20 protein-coding genes are annotated in these 23,622 nt (G+C 67.0%); 14 read left to right on the forward strand and 6 right to left on the reverse strand.

Annotated features, from left to right (window positions below):
• From EJ903_RS20935 to EJ903_RS20945, 3 genes are all read right to left on the reverse strand, one after another.
• Positions 1–687: electron transfer flavoprotein subunit beta/FixA family protein (locus EJ903_RS20935; RefSeq protein WP_148105292.1), on the reverse strand; the 687-nt coding region annotated here is incomplete at its 3' end.
• A 130-nt stretch (positions 688–817) separates the two neighbouring features.
• A complete protein-coding gene (locus EJ903_RS20940) occupies positions 818–1,387 on the reverse strand; it encodes a cob(I)yrinic acid a,c-diamide adenosyltransferase (RefSeq protein WP_126619103.1) in 570 nt (189 codons plus the stop codon).
• 7 nt (positions 1,388–1,394) lie between these two features.
• A complete protein-coding gene (locus tag EJ903_RS20945; protein ID WP_126619105.1) occupies positions 1,395–1,589 on the reverse strand; it encodes a twin transmembrane helix small protein in 195 nt (64 codons plus the stop codon).
• Between the two features lie 201 nt (positions 1,590–1,790).
• Between EJ903_RS20945 and EJ903_RS20950 the strand changes: the two genes are divergently transcribed.
• Positions 1,791–3,224: a GH1 family beta-glucosidase gene (locus EJ903_RS20950; protein WP_174237341.1), complete on the forward strand. Its 1,434-nt coding sequence runs from the start codon at positions 1,791–1,793 to the stop codon at positions 3,222–3,224.
• 61 nt (positions 3,225–3,285) lie between these two features.
• Here EJ903_RS20950 and EJ903_RS20955 read toward each other — a convergent pair whose 3' ends face one another.
• Positions 3,286–3,876 (reverse strand): NAD(P)H-dependent oxidoreductase, encoded by a 591-nt coding sequence (locus EJ903_RS20955; protein ID WP_126619109.1) that lies wholly within the window; start codon positions 3,874–3,876, stop codon positions 3,286–3,288.
• A gap of 85 nt (positions 3,877–3,961) precedes the next feature.
• Between EJ903_RS20955 and EJ903_RS20960 the strand changes: the two genes are divergently transcribed.
• Complete coding sequence (locus EJ903_RS20960; RefSeq protein ID WP_126619111.1) at positions 3,962–4,393, forward strand: hypothetical protein; 432 nt, start codon at positions 3,962–3,964, stop codon at positions 4,391–4,393.
• 28 nt (positions 4,394–4,421) lie between these two features.
• Here the strand turns inward: EJ903_RS20960 and EJ903_RS20965 are convergent, their stop codons facing one another.
• Positions 4,422–4,679, reverse strand: a complete 258-nt coding sequence (locus EJ903_RS20965) for a hypothetical protein (RefSeq protein ID WP_126619113.1) — start codon at positions 4,677–4,679, stop codon at positions 4,422–4,424.
• A 242-nt stretch (positions 4,680–4,921) separates the two neighbouring features.
• On the opposite strand from EJ903_RS20965, the gene EJ903_RS20970 reads away from it, so the two are divergent.
• The 3 genes from EJ903_RS20970 (at position 4,922) to EJ903_RS20980 (ending at position 7,950) form a co-directional block, all read left to right on the forward strand.
• Positions 4,922–5,797, forward strand: coding sequence for a peptidoglycan-binding domain-containing protein (locus EJ903_RS20970; RefSeq protein WP_126619115.1), 876 nt, complete (start codon positions 4,922–4,924; stop codon positions 5,795–5,797).
• Positions 5,798–6,023: 226 nt separating this feature from the next.
• Positions 6,024–6,260 (forward strand): hypothetical protein, encoded by a 237-nt coding sequence (locus tag EJ903_RS20975; protein ID WP_126619117.1) that lies wholly within the window; start codon positions 6,024–6,026, stop codon positions 6,258–6,260.
• 94 nt (positions 6,261–6,354) lie between these two features.
• Positions 6,355–7,950 (forward strand): sensor histidine kinase, encoded by a 1,596-nt coding sequence (locus tag EJ903_RS20980; RefSeq protein ID WP_126619119.1) that lies wholly within the window; start codon positions 6,355–6,357, stop codon positions 7,948–7,950.
• On the opposite strand, the gene EJ903_RS20985 is transcribed toward EJ903_RS20980, so the two are convergent.
• On the reverse strand, positions 7,936–10,224 hold the full coding sequence (locus tag EJ903_RS20985; protein WP_126619121.1) for a GGDEF/EAL domain-containing response regulator: 2,289 nt from the start codon (positions 10,222–10,224) through the stop codon (positions 7,936–7,938). The genes EJ903_RS20980 and EJ903_RS20985 overlap by 15 nt on opposite strands.
• A 347-nt stretch (positions 10,225–10,571) precedes the next feature.
• Between EJ903_RS20985 and EJ903_RS27025 the strand changes: the two genes are divergently transcribed.
• The 9 genes from EJ903_RS27025 to EJ903_RS21025 all read left to right on the forward strand — a co-directional run bounded on the left by EJ903_RS27025 (position 10,572) and on the right by EJ903_RS21025 (position 23,615).
• Positions 10,572–11,939 (forward strand): hypothetical protein, encoded by a 1,368-nt coding sequence (locus EJ903_RS27025; RefSeq protein ID WP_158627962.1) that lies wholly within the window; start codon positions 10,572–10,574, stop codon positions 11,937–11,939.
• A 22-nt stretch (positions 11,940–11,961) separates the two neighbouring features.
• Positions 11,962–13,899: a HAMP domain-containing methyl-accepting chemotaxis protein gene (locus EJ903_RS20990; protein WP_158627963.1), complete on the forward strand. Its 1,938-nt coding sequence runs from the start codon at positions 11,962–11,964 to the stop codon at positions 13,897–13,899.
• Between the two features lie 38 nt (positions 13,900–13,937).
• Positions 13,938–15,419, forward strand: a complete 1,482-nt coding sequence (locus EJ903_RS20995; protein ID WP_126619125.1) for a mechanosensitive ion channel family protein — start codon at positions 13,938–13,940, stop codon at positions 15,417–15,419.
• Positions 15,420–15,545: 126 nt separating this feature from the next.
• Entirely contained in the window at positions 15,546–16,592 is a 1,047-nt protein-coding gene (locus EJ903_RS21000; RefSeq protein ID WP_158627964.1) for an eCIS core domain-containing protein, read from the forward strand.
• 5 nt (positions 16,593–16,597) lie between these two features.
• Positions 16,598–17,791, forward strand: a complete 1,194-nt coding sequence (locus EJ903_RS21005; RefSeq protein ID WP_126619129.1) for a hypothetical protein — start codon at positions 16,598–16,600, stop codon at positions 17,789–17,791.
• 26 nt (positions 17,792–17,817) lie between these two features.
• Positions 17,818–20,481 carry a type VI secretion system ATPase TssH gene (tssH, locus tag EJ903_RS21010; RefSeq protein ID WP_126619131.1) on the forward strand — a complete coding sequence of 888 codons (2,664 nt, stop codon included), beginning with the start codon at positions 17,818–17,820 and terminating at the stop codon, positions 20,479–20,481.
• A 44-nt stretch (positions 20,482–20,525) separates the two neighbouring features.
• Entirely contained in the window at positions 20,526–22,550 is a 2,025-nt protein-coding gene (locus EJ903_RS21015; RefSeq protein ID WP_158627965.1) for a type VI secretion system Vgr family protein, read from the forward strand.
• Between the two features lie 8 nt (positions 22,551–22,558).
• Positions 22,559–23,203 carry a toxin-antitoxin system YwqK family antitoxin gene (locus EJ903_RS21020; RefSeq protein ID WP_126619135.1) on the forward strand — a complete coding sequence of 215 codons (645 nt, stop codon included), beginning with the start codon at positions 22,559–22,561 and terminating at the stop codon, positions 23,201–23,203.
• A gap of 25 nt (positions 23,204–23,228) precedes the next feature.
• Positions 23,229–23,615 carry a DUF4280 domain-containing protein gene (locus EJ903_RS21025; RefSeq protein WP_126619137.1) on the forward strand — a complete coding sequence of 129 codons (387 nt, stop codon included), beginning with the start codon at positions 23,229–23,231 and terminating at the stop codon, positions 23,613–23,615.
• Positions 23,616–23,622 lie beyond the last annotated feature (7 nt).

The raw sequence follows: 23,622 nt of genomic DNA on the forward strand, positions 1-23,622 counted from the left end.
GCCGGCGCTGCGCTTGGCCGGTTCGGCCACCGTCAGCGTCGTCAGGCGCGGCGTCACATCGACGCCCAGCGCGTCCGGCGTGACGGTTTCCAGCGGCTTCTTCTTCGCCTTCATGATGTTGGGAAGGCTGGCGTAGCGCGGCTCGTTCAGGCGCAAATCGGCGGTGACGATGGCGGGCAAGGCCAGCTCCACCGTTTCCAGACCGCCGTCGATCTCGCGCGTCACCGCGACGGTGCCAGCGCCCGGAACCACCTTCGACGCGAAGGTCCCCTGGCCCCAGCCCAGCAGCGCGGCCAGCATCTGGCCGGTCTGGTTGCAATCGTCGTCGATCGCCTGCTTGCCCAGGATGACCAGCGACGGGCCTTCCTTCTCCACCAGCGCCTTCAGCACCTTGGCCACGCCCAGCGGCTGGGTTTCCGCGTCCGTCTGCACCAGGATGGCGCGGTCCGCCCCCATCGCCAGCGCCGTCCGCAGCGTCTCCTGTGCGGCCGTCGGCCCCACCGACACGGCGATGATCTCCGCCGCCGTGCCCGCTTCCTTCAACCGAACGGCCTCTTCAACGGCGATCTCGTCGAAGGGGTTCATGCTCATCTTCACGTTCGCGGTCTCAACGCCGCTGCCATCCGCCTTCACGCGGATCTTCACGTTGTAATCGACCACTCGTTTGACGGGGACGAGAACTTTCATAACCCACCCTGACCGGTTGTGCGCGCGCCTTTGGGGGCGAACACCGCGAAAAATTGCTGTGGTTGCGAACGGACCATAGGATTTGCCGTTTCCACTGTCAATGTCGCCCAAGCTGTGGGCGGTTGTGGCCTCATCGGTTGGCCCCCGGGACCCACAGCACGTCTTGCGCCCCGTTGCCGTTGACCACGCGGCTCAGCACGAACAGATGGTCGGACAGGCGGTTGATGTATTTCAGCGCGGCGGCTGTGACCGGTTCGCGCTGGGCCAGATCGGTCATCAGCCGTTCGGCCCGGCGGGTGACGGTGCGGGCGAGGTGGAGGTGGGCCGCCGCCGGGGTCCCGCCCGGCAGGATGAAGGATTTCAGCGGAGCCAGATCGGCGTTCATCGCGTCGATCTCCGCCTCCAACCGGTCCACCTGCGACGGAAGGACGCGCAACGGCGGGTGTTTCGGGTTCGGCTCCTCCGGGGTGCAGAGGTCGGCCCCCAGGTCGAACAGGTCGTTTTGGATGCGGCCCAGCATGGCGTCGATGGCGGGCTGGTCGGCGGTGTGCAGCCGGGCCAGCCCGATGGCGGCGTTCGCCTCGTCCACCGTGCCATAGGCGGCGACGCGCAGGTTGTGCTTTGGCACGCGCGCGCCGTCGCCGAGCGAGGTTTCCCCGGCGTCGCCGCCGCGCGTGTAGATGCGGGTCAGACTCACCATGGCCGGGTCATCCTTGGGTCAGCAGGGCAATGACGAAGAGCAGAAGCGCCAGCCCCTGCAGGATCACGCGCAGCCGCATGATCTTGTTGGAGCGCTGGGGATCGCCCCCGCCACCGCGCGCCATGAAGAAGAGACCGACGAAGAGCGAGCCGACCACCGCCAGCATCGCCACGATCATGAGAATGGGGAAAAGTCCGTTCATGGCGGCGACTATAGCGCAGCCGACGCACGCCGCCTATGGCAAGCGCGCGCCTGCGGTGACAGCGATCCCAGGGGTGCCGCAACCCAATTTTGGCGCACCGACGATCCTGACCGTTGCCAAAGCCGTTGCGCGGCTTACAGTGCGTGCACGTACAGGCGCGCGGGGGGCTGCGCGCCGGGCTTGAGGCGGAGTGACGGTGTGATGCGGCGGCGGACCTTCCTGAAAGCGGCGGCGGCAACGGCGACCCTGGCGTCGATGGGGGGCGGCGTGCAGGCTCTGGCCGCGCCCAAAGGATCGCTGCGCGGCTTTCCCGATGGGTTCCTGTGGGGTTGCTCCACCTCGGCCTATCAGATCGAAGGGGCGGTGGCGGAGGACGGGCGCGGCCCCAGCGTGTGGGACCGGTTCAGCCACGCTTACGGCCGTGTTGCCAACGGCGACACCGGCGACATGGCCTGCGACCACTACCACCGCTATCAGGAGGATGTGGATCTGATGGCGAAGGCGGGGATGCGGGCCTACCGCTTTTCCGTCGCCTGGCCGCGCGTGCTGCCGGAGGGGACCGGGGCGGTCAACGCCAAGGGGCTGGATTTTTACGACCGTCTGACCGACGCGCTGCTGGCGCGCAACATCGAACCCTGGCCCTGCCTGTTCCATTGGGATTTGCCGCAGGCTTTGCAGGACAAGGGCGGCTGGCTGAATCGCGACATCGCCGGGTGGTTCAGCGATTACGCCCTGACCGTTGCCGCCCGGCTGGGCGACCGCGCCAAAAGCTGGGCCATGCTGAACGAACCGTCGGTGGTCGCCATCTTCGGCTATGGCATGGGGCTGCACGCGCCGGGCGTGACCGGGCGGACCCATTGCCTGAAGGCGATTCACACCCAGAATCTGGCGCAGGGCCGGGCGCTGGCGGCGCTGCGGGCGGCGGGCGGCGGCAAGGGGTGGAAGCTGGGCACGGTGCTGTCGCTGCAACCCTCCTGGCCGGTCGGCGGTCTGGACGCCAATTACCCGGCCTCGCAGATGTGGGACGCGGTGTGGAACCGCGCCTGTCTTGATCCGCTGATCAAGGGCGTGTACCCGGAGGAGCTGGCCGCCGATTTCGCCGCCCTGACCAAGCCGGGCGATCTGGAGACGATCCGCCAGCCCATTGATTTCCTTGGCGTCAATTACTACAGCCGGATGCACCAGCAGCCCGACCCGCAGGGGCTGTTCGGCACCGGTTACGGCTCTCCCCCCGAAGGGACGCGGCGCACCGCGATGGACTGGCCGGTCGAGCCGGACGGGCTGGCGGAAATCCTCGCCGAATTGCAGGAAAGCTACGGCAACCCGCCGGTCTACATCACCGAGAACGGGGCCGATTACGTCGATGAGGTCGGCCCCTCCGGCCGGGTTGAGGACCGCGACCGCATCGCCTATCTGCGCGACCACATGCTCGCCGCCCGCAAGGCGATGGACGACGGGGCGAATGTGCGGGGCTGGCTGGTCTGGACGCTGCTGGACAATTTCGAATGGGCGGAGGGCTACCGCCGCCATTTCGGTCTGGTCCAGGTGGACCGCAAGACCATGGCCCGCACGCCCAAGGCCAGCTACGATTGGTACGCCAAGGTCATCCGGAAGAACGGCGTGCCGACGGTCTGACCGGCCCGTCTGCTTGACCGCCCTGTCTGGTTGATCGACCCGTCGGCGCGGACGGGCGGTTCTACAGCCGCGCCATCAGCGCCGCCACCCGTTCCAGATGGCGGGCGCGGGCGGTGTCGGTGGCCCGGTCCATGTCGTAGAGGGCGCAATAGCGCAGGCGGGCTTGCGGGGCGCAAGCGGTCAGCACCCCTTTGGTCAGGATGCGGCGCGCGGGGTTGCGCATGTAAAGTTCGGTCAACCACCAGGGCGATCCGAAGCTGGTCAGCACGCTGACGCTGCGCAGCCCGGTCAGCAGCGGCAGGATGCGCCCGCCCGCCCGGTCGTGGCGGAAGGCGACGCCCGGCACCCACACCCGATCGAAATAGCCCTTCAAAATCGCCGGTTGGTCGAACCACCAATGGGGGTAGACCAGAACCAGCGCCTCGGCCCAGCGCAGCCGCTCCACCAGCGGGGCGACGGCGGAGGAGTCATACTCGGCGTCGAAATAGCCCGCCCGCTCCGCCGGGGTCAGAGCGGGGGCGAAGCCCTCGGCGTACAGGTCGGCCGTCGCCACCTCGTGGCCGCAGGCGCGCAGCCGGTCGGCGGCGGTGCGGTGGACGGCGGCGGCAAAGCTGTCGGGCAGCGGGTGGGCGAGGATGGTGTGCACGCGCATGGTGCGGCGATCCTACCACGTGGCGCGCGCTGTGCTAGAGTGCCGACGCTTCCGCCCACCCCTCTTGGATGCCCCCGTTCCGATCATGATCGCCGCGCCCCCGTCCCATCCCACGCGCTACGCCATCCAGAAGGCGCGCGGCAAAGGGTGGAAGACCCTGGAGGTGGGGGAGGAACTGCCCCACGCCAAGGCGCGGTTCGAGACGATGATCGGCGTCAACCCGCGCGCCTATTTCCGGCTGATCCAGTTGGAGTACAACGCCGAGGCCGATTACGAGGGCATGGAGTTCAACTGGACGCTGATCGAGCTGTATGACCCGACGCAACCGGGAAACCGCCGTCCGCCGCCGCGCGCGGGGACGGCCAACGCCGCTGCGGCGCGCGGGGCCAAATCCCCCAAAGCGCCCGGCGGCAGGGAGCGGGTGCCGTTGCCGCTGCGCTTTTATCTGTCGGTGATCCTGATCGGCCTGCTGGTTGGCGGGCTGGCCTATCTGCGCTACGCCGCGCCCGGCCGGTGAGATGGCGGGCGGGGCAGGGAACGAGCGGTCACTCCGCCTTGTAGCCCTTGCGCCGCATGCATTGGCCGAAGATTTCCTTGCGGTACTGGTATTGCGGGGTTTCCGGCAAGGGGCGGTTGGGATAGCCGCGCAGCCGCATGGTGACGTCCACCTCCTCCGTGCACTCGTCGAAGGCGACGGCGGGAACCTCCTTGCTGGCGGTCCATTCCCGATAGGTCGGGGCGCTGCCGCATCCCGCCAGCAGCACCGTTCCGGCCAACAGGCCCGCCCATGTCGCAACGCTCATGATTCCGACCTCTGTTCAGCGCCCCCGGTGGGAAGGCTAACACGCCCTGGCCGACTCATCCATTTTCCGGACGCAGTTTTATAGACTGCCCGGAGGATCGTCCGGTCGCGCTGTTTTGGCAACGCCCCGCCACGGACAGGGCCGGGATCCAAAATTCGCAACCGAAAAACCGTCGCAATCTGCTAACACAGTAGACCTGTATCGAACGTGGCCGGGCGGGCCACGGCTGGAAAGGGAGTGTCATGTCTGGGGATCGGTGGCGGACGCTGCGCGGTGTGGCCGCAGCGGCGGCGGTGGCCAGCTTGGCCGGGGTGACGGAACTGCGGGCGCAACAGCCCGCGACCGCCGACATCCAATGGGCGCAGAGCATTTTGAAGGAAAAGGGCTTCGACATCGGCGGCCGGGCCAACGGCCAGATGACGGCGCAGACCCACGCCGCGCTCAGCGCCTATCAGAAGTCGGTCGGCCTTCCCGCCACCGGGCAGCTCGATTCCGCGACCGTGGCCAAGATGATGGGCGACCGCGAGAAAAAGGCGTCCTCCACCATGGGCAGCCTGTCGAAAAGCCAGATCGGCCAGACCCCGCGCGAGAAAGAGGTGGTCCCGCGCGCCGCCCCGACCCAACGGGTGGACAGCGGCAACGAAACCGTCGGCGGCATGGCCCAATTCGGATCGGCACCGCCCTCCTCGTCCAGCAGCGGGGGCAGCGGTCCGGCGCGCTCTGCCCAACCGCAAACAACCAGCGCCGAAGCCCCGCTGAACCGCAGCGCGGCGGACGGACCGGTTCCGACCGCCGCCCCCCGCGCGGCGGTGACGGCGACGTCGGAGGCCGGGCAGCCGGTTCCGCTGGTTGAACCGCCCGCCGGTGCGAACGGACTGCCCGCATGGATGACCAGCGGCCTGCGCTATGGCGTCATGGGCGTGTTGGCGGCCACGGTGGGCGGCATCGGCTTTGCGTGGTGGCGCAGCGGCCGCGCGCCCGCTCCGGTCGCGCCGCTGGGCGGTGGCTCTGGCGACGGCGCGCCGCGCGACACCCGAGTCGAACCCAGCTTCGGCACCCGCCGCCGGGAGGAGTTGACCCCCGGCCCCCGCCTGACCGCCGAGGCGCGGCGGCGCTGACGCGCGCGGGTTTGCGCGGTCCTCCAGGAATCGAGCGTTGCGCAGGGGCGGCCCAACCCGACGCGAGAGAGGGTGCCCTTTGGCAATTCACCCTCTGCGGTCGAAAAAGGCGTGGAAACACCCGCGAATTTGATTGTACCCTTCAATCGTCAGACAAACGAAACGGTGCCGTCACAATTCACGCGTAGGGTTTTCTCTCCTTCGGACGCTTGCCAGCGGGAGTGTCATGCGCCTCACCATCGAAGTTCTGGATCAGAAGACGCTCAATTGGAACGTGCTCGCCTGCCATGACGGGGTCGGGATCGACGCCGCGCCGGGAATTGTGGCGGTTCTGCGCGATGGGCTGCCCGATATGACAAGCCTGCGTTGGAATTGGTCGCGTTTGCAGCCACACTCATCGGCAAGCGCACCCAGCCCGACACCGGTCGGACGCAACCACCGCAAACGGGGCGTCCGTCGCTGACCTTCCTTTGGACCGTGTGACGGTCCGTTCCGGTGGTCGCCGACGGCTTTGGTGCTGTGCGCATCGGGCCTGACGGCCACCGGGAGGGATCGGGATGCTGACCATCTTCGACCGCAGTCTGTTGGCGCGCGCCGTGGCGTTGATCTGCGCCCCGCTTTTGCTGGTGGTTGCGGTCGCCGTGGTGGTGGCGATTGACTATTCCGACCAGGACGCCCGGCGCGCCCTGAGCGAACGCGCGCACCAGACGGTGGCCCTGTTGGCCGGTGGGGCGGGCGATGCCCTGTGGAACATGGACCGCAAGGCGGCCGAGGCGGTGCTGCAGCCGATCCTGTCCGATCCCGATTTCTCCGGCATGCGGGTCTTGGATCAGGACGGATCGCCCTTTGTCGCGGTTGGAGATTTTTCCGCACCGGAGCGCGGGCTGATCGTGGTGCAGCAAACGCTGTCCCACATGGTCGGATCGTCGACGCAGCGAATCGGTGGATTGGAACTGCGGCTGGCGACGGCGCGGGCCGAAACCGAAATTCTGCGACGCGCCCGCAGCATCGCGTTGAGCGGTGTCGCGCTGCTGGTCGCCATTTGCGCGTTGCTGGCCTTGATCCTGCGGGGCGTCACCGCGCCGATTCGGTCCATGACCCGGTGCGTGACGGCGCTGGCCGCCGGGGTGGTCGATGCGCCGATTCCCGTGGTCCGGCGGATGGACGAGGTGGGGCGGATGACCATGGCGCTCGGCGTCTTGAAGGAGCATGAGGTCGAGCGGCTGCGCTTCATCGAACGTCAGGCCCACCAGATGGAAGAGATCGAGCGCACCGTCGCCGAACGGACGCGGGAACTGCGCGAGGCGTTGGAGACTTTGCAGCGCGCCCAATCCGAACTGGTGCGGGCGGAAAACATGGCGGCGTTGGGGGGGATGGTCGCGGCGATGGCGCACGAGATCAACACCCCCTTGGGCAATGGCCTGACCGTAGCCACCACGCTGGGGGACAAGATCACCGAGTTCAGCGCCTTGCTGGAGGGCAAGGAACTGCGCCGCTCGGTGCTGCGCGAGTATTCGGACAGCTTCAACACCGCCAACCGGCTGTTGGTGGGCAACCTGACGCGGGCGGCGGAACTGATCGGCCGTTTCAAACGGGTGGCCGTCGACCAGACCAGCGAATTGCGCCGCAGTTTCGAACTGGATGTCGTGTGCGGCGAGGTTGTTGCCATGCTTGCCCCCAGCCACAAGCACGCTCCGGTGGCGTTTGTGATGGATCTGCCGCCCGGCATCGTCATGGACAGCTACCCCGGCGCGCTGGGGCAAATTCTGACCAATCTGGTTGCCAACGCCGTGCTGCACGGCTTTTCCGAAGCAAGCAAGCCCGGAACCATCCGCGTGACCGCCGAACGGCTGGAGGACACGGGACTTGGCGACCATGTGCGTCTGTGTGTCCATGACGATGGGTGTGGCATTCCCCCGGCCATCCTGCCGCGCATCTTCGATCCGTTTTTCACCACGAAATTCGGGGCGGGCGGCAGTGGTCTGGGGCTGCACATCGTCTACGCCATCGTCACCCGTGTCATGGGGGGATCGGTGGCGGTGGACAGCGAGGTCGGCGTGGGGACGCGCTTCGTCATGGTTCTGCCGCTGGTGGCGCCACTCCACGCGCCGGAGGAAAGCGGGGGCCGTCCGCGCCGTCTAGCCATCCCGTGATCGGTCGGCGATCATGCGCCCGCGCAGCCAAACCTCCAGCGCCTCCGGCGGCAGGGGCTTGGCGTAGAGGTAGCCCTGACCGGAATCGCAGGACAGGTCGCGCAGCACCTTTTCCTGCTGGGGGTTTTCCACCCCTTCGGCCAGCACGCTCATGCCCAGTTCGTGCCCGACCTTGACGATCATCGCGGCGATGGAGCGGTTTTCCGGTCGGCTGTCGATGTCCATGACAAAGGCCCGGTCGATCTTCAGGACCGAGGCGGGCAGCCTCTGCAACCGCGAGAGCGACGAATAGCCGGTGCCGAAATCATCGATCGCGATGCTGAAGCCTTGCTTGCGCAGAATTTGCACCACCGACAGGATGTGATCGTCCTCCATGGCGTTGCTTTCGGTGATCTCCAGCTCGACGTCGGTCGGAGCGACTCCATGGTCCTGCAACACCCGCTCGGCCATCGGCAGGAAGTTGTCGTCGCGCAGTTGGCGAACGGACACGTTGACCGCCATGCGCAACCCCTTGAATCCTTGTGCGTGCCAGCGGGCCAGGGCGCGGCAGGCCTCGCGCAGCACCCATTCGCCCAGCCACACGATGTGACCGGCGTCCTCGGCCACGGGGATGAAGGTGTCGGGGCGCACCCAACTGCCATCGGGGCGGCGCCAGCGCAGCAACGCCTCCACCCCGATCACCGCGCCATCGGACAGGCGCAGTTGCGGTTGGTACATCAGAGAGAATTGGTTGGTCGATTGCGCCTCGGCGATCCGGCTGACCAGGGACAGGCGTCGGTGCAACTCCTCTTCCATCGCCGCGTCGAAATGCAGGATGTGGTCGCGCCCGTCGCGCTTGGCCCGCTTCAGCGCGATTCCAGCCCGGCGGATTTGGCGATGCACATCCATTTCCGAGGAGTCGGCCAGCGCATAGCCGCCCGACACGCGCACGGTGATCGGATGCCCGCCGATCACGAAGGGGTCGAGAAAGCAGCGCTGCACGGTGCGCAGCAGGGGAGCGACGTCCCCAACATGGGACAACCGCGCCTGCACGCCGAACAGATCGCCCGCCAGACGGCTGACCGCGCCCGCGTCGGCGAAGCTGTCCTGCAGGCGTTGGGCGACCGCCTGCAGCAGCGCGTCGCCGGTGCGGTACCCGAGGCCGTCGTTGACGGTTTGAAAATTATCGAGATCGATCAGAAGGATGACAAGCTTTCCGGCCCCGTCAGACCGCATCCGGGTCAAGGACGCGGCGACCTCGTCCTGGAACAGGGTTCGGTTGGGCAGGCGGGTGAGCGGATCGAAATAGGCGAGCGCGCGGACATGGTCCAACAGCGACGCGTTGTCGAATCCCAGCGCGACGTTCGATGAGAACACCTCCAACAACTGCCGACCGACCGGCCCGATTGGGCGGCTGGTGGCCAGATAGATCGCCAGATCGTCGCCGGATCGTCCCCGGATGTGCAGGACGGTGGCGTTGTCCTGAAAGATGCTGGTCCGTTGTTCCAGCGTGTTTTGCAGCAGGAGCCGCAGCGGCGTGTCGGCCAGACTGCTGAGGGGGGAGCCTGACAGGTGGCGGAAGGGACCGGCCGCCGCCAGGATCACCGGCTCTTCCCCGCCCAACCCGTGGCGCAGGCCGCTCAGCGCCGGTTTGGTGCGGGCCAGGACGATGCCGCTGGCCTCGATGTCCAGCAGGCCACCCAGTTGGATGAGGATCCCCTCGCAAAAGGCGGTCAACGAGTTGCGGCGGAACAGCTCCGCCGAGGCCCCGATGATCTGCTCCAATCCCCGGCGGCTGGTTTCCAACGCCTGGATGTGGTTGTAGGCGCGCAGGGCGGCGTAGAGCGAGGTCAGCAGGCGGGTGCGCGTCAATTCCGATTTGGTGCGGTAATCGTTGATGTCGTAATCGCGGATCACCGCCAGTTCCGGGGCGTAGCCGGGTTGGCCGGTGCGCAGGATGATGCGCGGGCTTACCAGCCCCAGATCCTCGCGAATCAGATGGACCAGCCGCAGCCCGGCGTCCGGGGTTTCCATCACCACGTCGAGCAGGATCACCGCGAAATCGGGGTCGCGGCGCAGAATGTCCACCGCCTCCGCCCCGGACCGCGCGTGCGACAGCTCCAGCCGTCGGCCCAGGATTTCCACCCCTTGCAGGGAATAGGCGGTGGTGAGATGCACCTCGTCATCGTCGTCGACCAGCAGCATCCGCCACACACGATCAGACGGTGCGGTGCCGGACGGCGGCTCGCCGTCTTCGATGATGGCGAAAAGGTCGTCTTCGTCGGCTGCGCTCATCAAACAATACCCCGCCCGGCGGTTGCCCCCGTGACTGTGTGATGTGATGCGGACGACCGGAGGTTCCTGACCCTCTTCACACCCCTCACACCAGAAGGGTGACGCAGGAACCGGAGGCTGTCGATAGGGGATAACCGGGATGGCCGCCGCTGCCGCGCACCCGTCCACGGGTGGTCGCGGATGTGCACAGGCTGTGAGCAGGGCTGTGCTCATCAGGGCTGCGGTGAATTTCCGCTTGGATAGCCCGAAGGTTGCCATACTCTGTGGCGCGGTGTGCCGTTGGTGGTCCAACCGCCCGAGGGCAATGACCAGAGGGGCAACGCGTGGGAGCGCAAGGAATGTCAGGATTGGCTGAGGAGGTCGTGGGCGCGCGGGCCACCCCGCCGACTCCCGCCCTGCGCCTGCTCATCGCCGGGCGCGTCTGGACCGTTCCGTGCGCCAGCGTCGTTGCGGTGACGGAGGTGGAGACGCCGACCCCTCTGCCCCTGCCATTGCCCGGTCTGGTGGGGCTTGTCGCCGTCAACGGGGAACCGGTTGTGTGCGTGGACCCCACGGGACCGCCGTCATGTGGCGGTGGTGGGCTTGTGGTTGTGGTGGCCACCGCCGTCGGGCCATTGGCCTTGCGGGTGGACGACGCCCGTTGGGGTCGGGACGCGGAGCTGGACGCCGACGCGCTGGATTCGGCCCTGCGGCTGCCGTGGTGCGGCGGTCTGCGCCGGGCGATTCCGCGCGCCGTCAGGACGCGCGCCACCCGGTCGCCCGGTTGGCCGCTGTTGCGGGTGATGCACGATGGTGGCCTGTTGGCCTTGCGCGCCGAACGGCTTGAGCGGATCGAACGGGCGGAGCCGTTGGCTCCGTTGCCGGACTCGGTGGGCTGGTTGGTGGCGGTGGCGGGTGCGGTGTTGCCAGCCCGTCGTTTGTCCGGTCCGACCATTCGGTCCGGCGACCATGGCGGGTTGCACGCGGTGGTGTTGCGGGGGGATGCGCCGGGGGAACGGGTGGCGCTGCTGGTGGAGCGCGCCGTCAGCGTGGAACATGGCCCGCCGGAATCCCTGCTTTCCGTTCGCCATCCCGATGGCGGGCAATCGCTGTGGTGGCGGGTGACGGAGGGTGTCCCTTTGCGTGTCGTCGATCCGGCCCCGCTGTTCGGCTGGCCTCCGACCGCCGCACCGCTGGCGGAGACGGCTTCCGTCCCGCCGTCGAGCGGGGACCGGAGGCTGGATCCGGCGCGCTGTCTGTTGGTGGAGCGCGCGGGCGCGGTCGTTGCGATTCCGCTCGGGCTGGTGGCCGGTGTGGCCGAGTCCGGTTGGGAGGGGAGTGCGGATCGCCTGCGTCTGGCCGGGCCGGGGCGTTGGCGGCGGCATCCCCTGCGGGTGGATCGGATCCACGCCTTGCCGGACGCGTCGGGACCGGACGCATCGGGGCTGGGATCACCAGGGAATGCTGTTGGCGACCATGCGGCAGAGCCGTGGCGGGCCATCGGCGGCTTGCCCATGCCGTGGGCGGCCCTGTTCGATGCGGCGCGGTGCGATCCGACGACCGGGCGATGGATTCTGCGGGTGCGGACCGCACCAGACGTTGGCACCGCGCCCTTGCCCTGGTCACAGCGCCGGTGTCTTGTGGCGTTCTGGCGGGATTGGATCGCGCCGCCACCGCCCAGCGCTGACGCGCAAGCAGCCCTTCGACCCCTTGCCTCTCCGCCACCCTTGCCCTGAAACCGCCGGTGATCGCTGCATCATGACCATCAAGACCAAGCTTCGACTGGCTTTTCTGCTGGTGATCATTCTGTTCGCCGCCTTTGGGGCCGTGGCCATGCACGCGGTTCGCCTGCTGTCCCACGATGTGACCCGCATCACCGACCAGATCCTGCCCGCGATGGCGGCCATCAACGCGGTCAACACGGCGACCAGTGACCATCGGGCGGCGGAGTTGCGCCACATCCTGTCCACCGACCCGGACGATATGCGCGCCTTGGACGCCGAGATCATCCGACTGCGCGGCCAGATCGAGACGTGGCGCAAACGCTACGAGCCGTTGATCGAGACGGCGGTGGAGCGGGAGCGCTACAACAGCTTCGTTCGCGATTACGCCACCTATCTGGCTGGAAGCGACAAGATTCTGGGGCTGTCGCGCAAAAACGAGAACGCCGACGCCCACGCGATGGTCGCCCAGGCGACCAACCTGTTCCTGAATTTCAGCGACGATCTGACCGAACTGGTGAAACAGTCCCAGTTGGCCGCCGATGAAACCAGCCGCCAGGCCGATCTGGTTTCAACCCGGGCGCGGGTGGTCATCCTCGCCGGTTTGGCGCTGGCGATCATCCTGTCGCTCTTGGGCATGTGGATGGTGGAACGGATGATCTCCCGCCCGGTGGCGCTGCTGACCGAAGGGTTGGGCAAGGTCGGCGTCGGGGATTTGGACGTCAGCGTCGGCATGACCGAGCGGACCGACGACATCGGCGCGATGGCGCGGGCCACCGACGCGACCGTCCAGTCGATCAAGGCGCTGACTCATGATCTGGGGGCGCTTGTGGACGCCGCACAGGCTGGGGCGCTGGCCGCCCGCGCCGAACCGGGGGCGCATCAGGGTGACTACGCCCTGTTGGTCGGCGGCCTGAACACCCTGATCGAAACGCTGACCAAGCCGCTGTTCGAGGTGGTGGCGGTGATGCAGCTTCTGGCCGCCGGGGATTTGAAGGGCCGGATGAGCGGCCATTACGAGGGTGACTTGCGGGCGTTGAAGGCCAACATGAACCGCAGTTTGGATGCGCTGGTCAGCCTGCTGGGCGAGGTTGGGACGCTGGCCGGTCGGATGGCCGACGGCGATCTGTCCGGCACGGTTTCCGGTTCCTATCAGGGTGATTTCGCTGTGCTGAAGGGCAACGTCAATCGGGGATTGGAACGGTTGCGCGACCTGATCGGCAGCGTGGCCGGGGACACCGAACAGATCGCCGTCGCCGCGACGGAGACCTCCGCCGCCGCCCGGCAGGTGGCCGAGGAGTCCGACCGCCAGTTGCGAAGCCTGACCGCCGTGGCGGGTGCGGTGACGGAAACCGCCCAGTCGGTGGAAAGCATCGCCGTCAACGCCGGCCGGGGCCGTGATCTGGCCACCGCCACCGCCACGCTGGCCGACGACGGGCGCGTCAAGTTGGCCCAACTGTCCGACGCGGTGAGCCGCATCGCCGATGCCCATGACCGGATCGAGCGCATCGCCGCGACCATCACCCGCATCGCCGACAAGACGCACATCCTGTCCCTGAACGCCGGGATCGAGGCGGCGCGGGCGGGTGAGCAGGGCATGGGATTCGGCATCGTCGCCCAACAGATCGGGCGTCTGGCGGAGGACGCCGCCCTGGCGGTGCGCGACATCGAAGGCATCGTCGCCGAATCGGCGCGCACGGTGCGCGAGGGCGTGGCGACGGCGGGCGAGGCGCGCGGCTCCATCGACCGCATCGCCGAGGCGGCGCGCGACAGCGGCGAGGCGGTGCAGGCGATTTCGGCGGCCATGGCCCAGCAGACCGCCGCCGTCCAGGAGCTTGCCCACCGCCTGAGCGATCTGCGCGTCAGCAGCGAGGGCAACGCCGCCGCCGCCGAGGAAATCAGCGCAACGATGGAGGAGCTGGCCCGCATGGTCCATCGGGCGCGCGAACAGGTGGGCCGGTTCCGTCTGGCCTGATCCGTCCTCTGACCGCCCTTTGGGAGCCTGATCGCAAGATGGCTGTTCCGATCATCCTGTCCCGGTTGAACAAGCTGCTGCTGCCGTTGGCCGGGTGCCTGCTGTTGGGCGGCGCGCTCTATCTGGAAGGCAGCGCCTATCAGGCGACCGGTGCGGAGGCGTTGGAAAGCGGCTGGCGTGTGCTGGGCTATGCCCTGAGCGTTGGCCTGATCCTGTCGCTGGGCGTGCTGCTGCAACGGGTGGTGCAGTATGTGCTGCTCGACGGGTTGGTCGCGGCGGCGTTGGGGGCACCGGTCCCGCGTCTTCTCAGCCAGATTTCCGGTCTGCTGATCTTCCTGCTGGCCTTTGGGGCCATCGCCGGGTTTGTGTTCAAGCAGGACCTGACGGTGTTGTGGGCGGCGTCGGGCGTGGCGGGCGTCGTGCTGGGCATGGCGCTGCGCGAACTGCTGCTCGACATCTTCACCGGTCTGGCGCTGAACCTCGACCGGCCGGTGAAGATCGGCGACCATGTGGTGCTGCACAAGGCGGGCGACAGCGTGCTGGAAGGGCGGATCGCCGAAATCAGTTGGCGCAGCACCCGGTTGCTGGACGACGCGGGCAATCTGGTGATCGTGCCCAACAGCCGGATCGCCGGGTCCACCATCACCAACCATTCCCAACCCAACCCCTGGTTCGAGACCTTGGTCACTGTGACGCTGGACGCCAGCGTGCCGACGGACCGCGCCCTGCGGATCTTGGAGGCCGCCGCCATCGAGGCCATCCTGCCCTACAGCGTGCCGGGAGTCTCGCCGCCCTACAGCCGGGTGCGGGCGATCACCGGGCAGGGGGTGGAATACGCCGTGTTTTTCAGCCCGCCGCTCGAGCGCCGCTATCGGGTGCGCAGCCTGATGCTGGAGCACATCCTGCGGCATCTGGACCGCGCCGGTTTGCGCCCGGCCTGGCCAAAGGCCGAGCAGGCGGCGGGCGACCCGGCGGCTCCGACCGGGCGGGCGATGGACGCCGACGGACTGGCCCGGCTGCTGGCGACCACCGCCCCGACCGACGCGCTCAACGACGCCGACCGCCGGGTGCTCGCCCAAACCATCCGCCGCCGCCGCCTGCCCGCCGGGTTGACCCTGACCCAGGCCGGAGAGACGGCGACGGCCTTCTATCTGGTCATCGAAGGGTTGATGACCGCCGAGGCCCCGCGCGGGCGCGCCACCCAACCACCGCCGGAACCCTTGGGGCCGGGTCGACTGATCGGGTTGGATGCGCTGCTGTTGGGCACGACCTATGGCGAAACCGTGCGCTGCCGGACGGAGGTTCTGGTCGGGGAAATCACCCTGGACACGCTGGCCACGCTGCTGGCCCACAACCCTGGTGCTGCCGACGCGCTGACCGCCGCCGCCGCCACCCTGCTGGCCCAGGCCAACCCCGGCGATGCCCGCAGCAGCTTCGCCGGAGAAGCCGATCTGGCCGCCGAAATGCGCGCCACGCTGCGGCGGTCGGCCGGTGGTCTCCGTCCGCTGGCAGCGGATTGAGCGGTTCCAGCGTCCGCATTGACAGTCCGCGAGCGCTCCCGGAGTATGATGCAACCAGGGGCGTGAAAGGGGGATTGCATCCCTGTTTCCAGTCCCGTTATGGGTTCATTCGGGTGGGGGCACGCGATGTCTGGCCGTGTCATTCAAGGGCGTTTCCTGTCCTCCGGGCCGCGTTTGGCAGGCGGGGCGCGGCAGACGTCGCCACGGCCCGGCACGGCGCAGCCGATGGCGCAGGGCAACGCCCGACCCTTGCCCGATGGGATTCTGCGCGGTGGAGCGGGCGGTCGCCCGTTGCCCGAGTCGGTGCGTCGGAAGATGGAATCCTTCTTCCAGACCGATTTTTCCGACGTTCGTGTCCATGTGGGCGCGGAAGCGCCGTCGATTGGCGCGCTGGCCTTCACGTTGGGATCGAACCTGTATTTCGCGCCGGGGCAGTACAACCCGGACTCCCCGCAGGGCCAGCAATTGCTGGGGCATGAGCTGACCCACGTGGTGCAGCAGCGCTCGGGCCGGGTGCGCAACCCGTTCGGCAGTGGCATTGCCGTGGTGCAGGACCACGCGCTGGAGGCCGAGGCCGACCGCCTGGGCCAGCGCGCCGCTTCCCATGTTGCCGCGCCGTCGGTTCAGGCGAAGATGGTCTCGAACCGGACCGCTGCGCCTGCTCAACCTCATCACGCCCATCCCCATCACGTTGACCCGGCCGGGCAGGCCAAACCGGCTGGCCCGGCTGGATCGGGCTATCGCCTGATCGTTGGGGCCTATCTCCACACCGATGCGGGCATGCCCGACGCGATGGCCGGGCATGGCTTCGTCGCGGTGGAGCGGCCCGGCGGCAAACGCGAGGCCTGGGGCTTTTCCCCGGCGGGCTTCTCCGGCATGGATCCCAAGCGCGATCTGGGCCGTCTGACCGCTGGCGTGCCGGGGCGGGTCCATCGCGACGAGGCCGCCTTTTCCAAGCCGGGTGTCCGCACTCGCAGCATTCCGATTTCGGCGGAGCAGGCCGACAAGGCGATGGCGAAGATTGCGGAATATCGGGGCGTCAACGTGCAATTCAGCCTCGCCCGCCGTCAATGCACCGCGTTTGCCGGGGATGTCGTCAAGGCCGCCGGGGTGGCGGACGCCTTGGGTGCCGCGCCCAGCCGGGGGCCGCGCGATTTTTACCGGAAGGTGTGACGGGCATGAAACGGAATCCGCCTCCGCCCCGGCCTGCAACAGTGTCGAGACCGGTTGGAACACCGATCCCGCCGACACGCTTCTCATCCGTGGTGCAGCCTGCCGCCGTTGCGCCGCCTCCGGTGCACAAGCCGCCCCCGACCCGCTATGGTACGGTTGTCACGCCAGCGGTTGTGACACAGGCCAAGAGTGTGTGTCGGCCGAGTTCCACGCCCCAAGCGCCGCCCCAACCGCGTGCGTTGGGGAAGCCGGTTGTGTTCATCAATCCGCCCATGCCGCTGCAAGCGACCCCTGTGAATCGCCCCTCGCCGCCGCCGCGCGGCAGCAGGGGAACCGTTCAAGCGATGGACTCGCTGAAGGTGATGGAGGAGTACAAACCCTGGCTCCTTGACAAGGACGACCGCCTGCATGAGCCGTCGGACTTTGGAAGTGACATCGGTGAGTCGGAAGAGGAAGACATCATTGATGTGCGCAAAGAGATGGTTGGATTTTCTGAAAATACCAAGAAAATAAAAAAGCTCAAGCCTCAGCCTCGCGAGACGGTAAAGGGAATGTATGGCGAGAGGGCAGCTTCTCGATATTTCATGAAGAACAATATTGGTTTTTTTGACGCCAATTCTGTTCTTCAAAAAAATGTGGCTGGTATCGACCATATCATCGACATGGGTGGATTTTGTTTTTCTCAATCAAAAGTTTTCATAAGCGGGGAAAGTCCAAAAGACTGTGCTCTTGAATATGAGCGTGCGATTGACTCACGTCTTCAGATGGCATTGAATTTTGTAAATTTTATTTACTCTCAGGCATTTTGTTTTTCTTTTACAAAGAAATATGATCCTTCAGAAAATGAAAAAATCAGCAAATTGAAGAAATGCTCTATAAAGTTAAAAAACAAGAAACTCAACTCGATCGTGATTATGATGATGGATATTAAAAATCCAGAAACGGAATCGTTTGACACGAACCATAATCTTGTGAAGACGGTTGGCGAGTCGATTGTGTTCCCAGTTCCTTCGGATATCTATATTTATTTGTCTAAGAATCACATGAAATTCGCATTTCCACTTCATCGCGAAGCAAAATCATTTCATAAATTGCTCCATAGAAGTTATTTCCAAGAAGACATTCGCCGAATACCGAAAGAAAAAAGGAAAGAAATTGAAGATCCCGAATTTCTCCTAAAAAAGAAAGTGAAAAAATGATCCAATGATTGAGTGATTGCATTTCAATGTCCCCTTTGAAGACGCTTGTCAGTAAGTTAAACCCCACGACCAAGCGCGGTTTGGAAACGGCGGCTCAGCTTTGCCTGACGCAGACCCATTTCGCGGTGGAGGTGCAGCATTTGTTGCACACGCTGTTGGCGCAGGCGGACAGCGATCTGGTGCGGCTGCTGCGTCATTACGGGGTGGATGGCGGCGGGGTGGCCGCCGATCTGGCGCGGTCGATGGAGCGGCTGCCGCGTGGCAATCGGCAAACCCCGGCCTTTTCCGAACTGCTGCTGCGCCTGCTGGAGCGCGCCTGGGTGGTGGCGTCGCTGCGGCTGGGGGGCGGGGCGATCCGCTCCGGCGCGATCCTGGCCGCCTTGCTGGACGATGACGCCCTGCGCGGTCTGGCGCTGGAGGCGGCCCCGACCCTGGCCCGCGTTCCGCGCAGCGGCTTGCTGGAGGAGTTGCCCAACCTGCTGCGCGGCGGGGTGGAGGACCAGGGCGGCCCGGTTGGCGGGTCCGCCGGTGGTGGTTCCATTGCCGCCGCAACCCCATCGGTCGCCCCATCAGCCGCGCCGTCGAACAGCCCGGCGCTGGACGCCTACACCATCGACCTGACCGCGCAGGCGCGTGCGGGCAAGATCGACCCGATCATCGGGCGTGACAACGAAATCCGGCAGGTCATCGACATCCTGATGCGCCGTCGGCAGAACAACCCGATCCTCACCGGCGACCCCGGCGTCGGCAAGACGGCGGTGGTGGAGGGATTCGCCCAGCAGGTGGCGGCGGGCGCGGTTCCGCCGTCGCTGCGCGGGGTGTCGGTGCGGATCCTCGATCTCGGCCTGCTTCAGGCCGGGGCCGGGGTGCGGGGGGAGTTCGAGGACCGCTTGAAACGGGTGATCGCCGAGGTCGCCGCCGCTGCCAACCCGGTCATCCTGTTCATCGACGAGGCGCACACGCTGGTCGGGGCCGGGGGAGCCGCCGGGCAGGGCGACGCCGCCAATCTGCTGAAACCGGCGCTGGCGCGGGGGGAACTGCGCACCATCGCCGCCACCACCTGGGCCGAGTACAAGCGCTATTTCGAAAAGGACCCGGCGCTGACCCGGCGGTTCCAACTGGTCAAGGTGGCCGAGCCGGACGAGGACACCGCCATCGCCATGCTGCGCGGCCTGATCCCGACGCTGGAGGCCCACCACGGCGTGCGCGTGCTGGACGAGGCGGTGGAACAGGCCGTCCGCCTGTCGCACCGCTACATCAGCGACCGGCAATTGCCCGACAAGGCCGTCGGCGTGCTCGACACCGCGTGCGCCCGCGTGGCCCTGGCCCAGACCGCCCCGCCCCCGGCCTTGCAGGACGCGCAGCGCCGCGCCATGGCGCACGCCGCCGAACTGGCCCTGTTGAAGCGGGAAAGCGTGTCGGGCCATGACCATGACGAGCGGATCGACCGGCTGGAAAGCGCCCACAGCGCGGCGGAGGAGGAGGGCCACCGGCTGAACGCCCGTTGGCAGCAGGAATCCGAAATCGCCCGCCGGATCGGCGCGCTGGAGGCCGAATTGCCGACCCTGACCGGCGACGCCTATCTGCGGGCGCGGGCCAAGCGGGACGGTCTGCGGCTGGAACTGGACATGATGCAGGAGGGCGGCGATCCGATGGTCCCGCTGGCGGTGGACCGCCGCGCCGTCGCCTCGGTCGTGGCGGGCTGGACCGGCATCCCGGTCGGGCGGATGGTGCAGGACAACCGCGACGCGGCGCAGGGCCTGCGCGAACGGATGGCCGCGCGGGTGGTCGGGCAGGACGCGGCGCTGGACGCGGTGGCCCGGCGCGTCCGCACCTTCTTCGCCGGGTTGGGGGAGCCGGGCAAACCGACCGGCGTCTTCCTGCTGGTCGGCCCGTCCGGGGTGGGCAAGACCGAAACCGCGCTGACCCTGGCCGATCTGCTGTTCGGCGGCGAGCGCAGCCTGATCACCATCAACATGTCGGAGTATCAGGAGGCGCATTCGGTGTCCGGCCTGAAGGGCGCGCCGCCGGGCTATGTCGGCTTCGGCAAGGGCGGGGTGCTGACGGAGGCGGTGCGCCGCGCCCCCTATTCCGTGGTGCTGCTGGACGAGGTGGAAAAGGCCCATCCCGACGTGTTGGAGCTGTTCTATCAGGTGTTCGACAAGGGCACGCTGGAGGACAGCGAAGGGGTGGTGGTCGATTTCAAGAACACGCTGATCCTGCTGACCTCCAACCTGGGGACCGACACCATCGCCCGGCTGGCGGCTGGCGGGGTGACGGCGGCGGACCGGTTGGCCGAGGCGATCCGCCCCGATCTGGTGCGCCATTTCAAACCGGCGCTGCTGGGCCGCATGGTGGTGGTCCCCTATGTGCCGCTGGACGAGCCGCGCATCCACGCCGTGGTCCGGCTGAAGCTGGCGCGCGTCCAGGACCGCTTGCGCGACACCCACGGGGCGGAGTTGACCTATGACGACGCGGTGGTCGGCCACATCGCTGCCCGCTGTGCGGCGACCGACGCGGGCGCGCGGGCCATCGACCATCTGCTGACCAACACGCTGCTGCCGGACCTGTCCACCGAACTGTTGGCCCGGCTGGCGGCGGGCGATGGGCTGGCGGCGGTTCATGTCGATCTCGACGCCTTCGGCGCGCTGCGCTACAGCTTCGATGGTCCCGTCGTCCGCCGGGTTTAGGCGCGCATCCCCTGTGACGGTTTCCTCTGGAAGGTTTCTCCATCGTGAGCGACAAGGCCACCACGCAGGACAACGCCTCGCTGTCGGTCAGCACGCCGTTGGGCAAGGACGCGCTGATCCTGACCGAGTTCAGCGGCACCGAATATGTGTCCGACCTGTTCGACTTCACCCTGGTGATGCAATCGGCCAGCGGCGCGCAGGATCTGGATCTGTCCAAGCTGGTCGGCGCGCATCTGACCGTGACCCTGGTCGATGGGGCCGGGGCCAAGCGGATCATCGACGGGCTGTGCACGCGGGTGGTGCAGACCGCCACCTCCTACGTGGCCGATCTGCGCCCGTGGCTGTGGATGCTGGGCCTGAGCAGCGACAACCGCATCTACCAGTCCATGACCGCCGTGGACATCATCAAGCAGGTGTTTTCGACGCTGGGCTACAGCGACGTGAAGGATTCGACGACCGCCACCTACACCAAACGCGATTACTGCGTGCAGTATGGCGAAAGCTGCCTGAATTTCGTCTCGCGCCTGATGGAGGAGGAAGGCATCTGCTATTTCTTCACCCACGCGGCGGGCGCGCACACGCTGGTGCTGGCCGATGACTCCTCCGCCTTCACGGCGGTGTCGGGGGTGTCGCCGGTTCCCTTCCTGGCGTTGCCACCGGGCAAGGATTGGGTGGACGGTGCGCACGTCACCGCCTGTTCGTTGGAGCAGAGCGTCACCAGCGGGGCCTATCAGGCCGACGATTACAACTTCACCACGCCGTCCACCGAACTGAAGGCCAGCGTCACCGGCAAATCGGGCGCGCCGCAGATCTATGATTACCCCGGCAACTACACCACCAAGGGGCAGGGCGACGGCTTCACCAGCATCCGGCTGGCCGCCTTGCAGGCGGGGGCCAAGCGGTTGACCGGGACCAGCGTGGCGCGCGGTTTCACGGCGGGGCAGAAATTCACCCTGTCGGGCCACCCGCGTTCCGATCTGAACGCCGACTGGGTGCTGCATTCGGTCCAGCACCGCGCGACCTACCGGGAGTATGACAACCGCTTCACCGCGCTGCCGTCGGCCACCACATTCCGCCCGCCGCGCCGGGCGGTGGCCCCGCGCATCGCCGGAACCCAGCCCGCCATCGTCGTCGGCAAATCGGGCAAGGAGATCTACACCGACCAGTATGGCCGGGTGAAGGTTCAGTTCTATTGGGACCAGCAGGGCAAGAACGACGAAAACAGCTCCTGTTGGGTGCGGGTGGCGCAGGGCTGGGCGGGCAAGGGCTGGGGCAGCTTCTTCCTGCCGCGCGTCGGCATGGAGGTGATCGTCAGCTTTCTGGACGGCAACCCCGACCAGCCGATCATCACCGGCTGTGTCTACAACGGGACCAACACCACGCCCTACACGCTGACCGACGACCAGACCAAAAGCACGATCAAGTCCAACAGCTCCGAAGGGGGCAAGGGATTCAACGAAATCCGGTTCGAGGACAAGGCGGATTCGGAGGAGATCTTCGTCCAGGCGCAAAAGGACATGACCGTCCTCATCAACAACAGCCGCACCACCACGGTGGACGCCGCCGACGACACGCTGACGCTGAACAAGGGCAACCGGTCCGTCACCATCACCAAGGGCAACGACACGCTGACCATCAGCGAAGGCAACCGGACCTCGGCGGTGTCCAAGGGCAACGAGACCCATTCGGTCAAGGGCACGCGCGGGGTGACGGTGGAGGGGGCGGAAACCCGCACCAACAAGGACGCCTTCAGCCAGAACGTGACCAAGGATTACACCCTGAAGGTCGATGGCGACATCACCATCGAGGCCAGCGGGGCGGTGACGATCAAGGCGGGCAAGGGGCTGACCATGAGTTCGGGCCAGGCGATGAACATCTCCTCCTCCGCCGCGCTGACCGCCAAGGCGACCAGCGACGCCACCCTTCAGGGCATGAACGCCACGGTCAAGGCCGACACCGGGGCCACCCTGCAAGGCGGGGCGACGGTGACGGTGAAGGGCAGCGCCCAGGCCACCATCGACGGCGGCGGCATGACCACGGTCAAGGGCGGCCTGATCCAATTGAATTGAGGCCCGCGATGACCCCGCCACTCCCCCAGCCATCCGACACACCGCCGCCGGACGACTCGGTCCCGCCCGGAACCACCCGCGTGGAAACCCGCGATCCGCAGGGCCGTTTGCTGTCGGTGGCTCACCTCAACGCCGAGGGGGCGATGCATGGCCCCTTCACCGCTTTTGACGCCCAAGGGCGGGTGCAGATGCGGATGGGCTACCGCGACGGCCAGCCCGACGGTCCGGCGGTGATTTACCGCGACGGTCGCGTGCAAACGACGCTGTCTTATGCCGCCGGTCAGTTGGATGGAGAGTTGCGCGGCTATGATCCGGCCGGGCGTCTGGCCTCCATCGTCCGTTACGCCCAGGGGCGCAAGCATGGGTTGACCGAATGCTTTTCGCCCGATGGCGCACCGCTGGTCAGCATGGCCTATGACAACGACCGTCAGCACGGCCCGACCACCGAGCATCACCCCGACGGCAGCGTGCGCCGCCGCACCCCCTATGTGGATGGTCTGCCCGACGGCGAATCGCTGGAGTTTCACCCCGGCGGCGCGCCCGCCGCGCGCACGCTCTACCGCGCCGGGGTGGTGGTGGACGGCCCGACCCGCTTCGACGACCCGGCTGGACCGGGCAAGACGTCGCTGCTGGGCCGACTGTTTGGCAAATGAATCCACGAAACGCAGGAGGCGCACGATGGGCATGCAGGTGGTGATGGGGGCGTTGGTCCAATGCAGCTTCGGCGTGGCACCGGGCAGCCTGATGGTTCTGCCCGCCAATTGCGTGATGGCCGGGGGCGTGCCCGCCGCCAACATCATGGATTACAAGCCGATGGTGAACATCCTGCCCTTTGGCATGTGCAACAGCATGGCCAACCCGATGGTCGCGGCGGCGACGGCGGCGGCGCTGGGGGTGTTGACACCGATGCCCTGCATCCCGATGACCGCCGCCCCCTGGATGCCCGGCATCCCCACTGTGATGATCGGCAAGATGCCAACCCTGGACGACGGCAGCAAATGCCTGTGCAGTTGGGGCGGCTCCATCAGCATCAGCATGGCCGGGCAGTTTCAGACGCAGGTGTGAGGCCTGT

The sequence above is a fragment of the Azospirillum griseum genome (assembly GCF_003966125.1).
Classification (GTDB): Bacteria; Pseudomonadota; Alphaproteobacteria; order Azospirillales; family Azospirillaceae; genus Azospirillum; species Azospirillum griseum.

What these genes read in the sequence shown, in the direction of transcription:
- EJ903_RS20940 (WP_126619103.1), bottom strand. Translation starts at nt 1,387, where the DNA reads ATGGTGAGTCTGACCCGCATCTACACGCGCGGCGGCGACGCCGGGGAA.
- EJ903_RS20945 (WP_126619105.1), bottom strand. Translation starts at nt 1,589, where the DNA reads ATGAACGGACTTTTCCCCATTCTCATGATCGTGGCGATGCTGGCGGTG.
- EJ903_RS20950 (WP_174237341.1), top strand. Translation starts at nt 1,791, where the DNA reads ATGCGGCGGCGGACCTTCCTGAAAGCGGCGGCGGCAACGGCGACCCTG.
- EJ903_RS20955 (WP_126619109.1), bottom strand. Translation starts at nt 3,876, where the DNA reads ATGCGCGTGCACACCATCCTCGCCCACCCGCTGCCCGACAGCTTTGCC.
- EJ903_RS20960 (WP_126619111.1), top strand. Translation starts at nt 3,962, where the DNA reads ATGATCGCCGCGCCCCCGTCCCATCCCACGCGCTACGCCATCCAGAAG.
- EJ903_RS20965 (WP_126619113.1), bottom strand. Translation starts at nt 4,679, where the DNA reads ATGAGCGTTGCGACATGGGCGGGCCTGTTGGCCGGAACGGTGCTGCTG.
- EJ903_RS20970 (WP_126619115.1), top strand. Translation starts at nt 4,922, where the DNA reads ATGTCTGGGGATCGGTGGCGGACGCTGCGCGGTGTGGCCGCAGCGGCG.
- EJ903_RS20975 (WP_126619117.1), top strand. Translation starts at nt 6,024, where the DNA reads ATGCGCCTCACCATCGAAGTTCTGGATCAGAAGACGCTCAATTGGAAC.
- EJ903_RS20980 (WP_126619119.1), top strand. Translation starts at nt 6,355, where the DNA reads ATGCTGACCATCTTCGACCGCAGTCTGTTGGCGCGCGCCGTGGCGTTG.
- EJ903_RS20985 (WP_126619121.1), bottom strand. Translation starts at nt 10,224, where the DNA reads ATGAGCGCAGCCGACGAAGACGACCTTTTCGCCATCATCGAAGACGGC.
- EJ903_RS20990 (WP_158627963.1), top strand. Translation starts at nt 11,962, where the DNA reads ATGACCATCAAGACCAAGCTTCGACTGGCTTTTCTGCTGGTGATCATT.
- EJ903_RS20995 (WP_126619125.1), top strand. Translation starts at nt 13,938, where the DNA reads ATGGCTGTTCCGATCATCCTGTCCCGGTTGAACAAGCTGCTGCTGCCG.
- EJ903_RS21000 (WP_158627964.1), top strand. Translation starts at nt 15,546, where the DNA reads ATGTCTGGCCGTGTCATTCAAGGGCGTTTCCTGTCCTCCGGGCCGCGT.
- EJ903_RS21005 (WP_126619129.1), top strand. Translation starts at nt 16,598, where the DNA reads ATGAAACGGAATCCGCCTCCGCCCCGGCCTGCAACAGTGTCGAGACCG.
- tssH (WP_126619131.1), top strand. Translation starts at nt 17,818, where the DNA reads ATGTCCCCTTTGAAGACGCTTGTCAGTAAGTTAAACCCCACGACCAAG.
- EJ903_RS21020 (WP_126619135.1), top strand. Translation starts at nt 22,559, where the DNA reads ATGACCCCGCCACTCCCCCAGCCATCCGACACACCGCCGCCGGACGAC.
- EJ903_RS21025 (WP_126619137.1), top strand. Translation starts at nt 23,229, where the DNA reads ATGGGCATGCAGGTGGTGATGGGGGCGTTGGTCCAATGCAGCTTCGGC.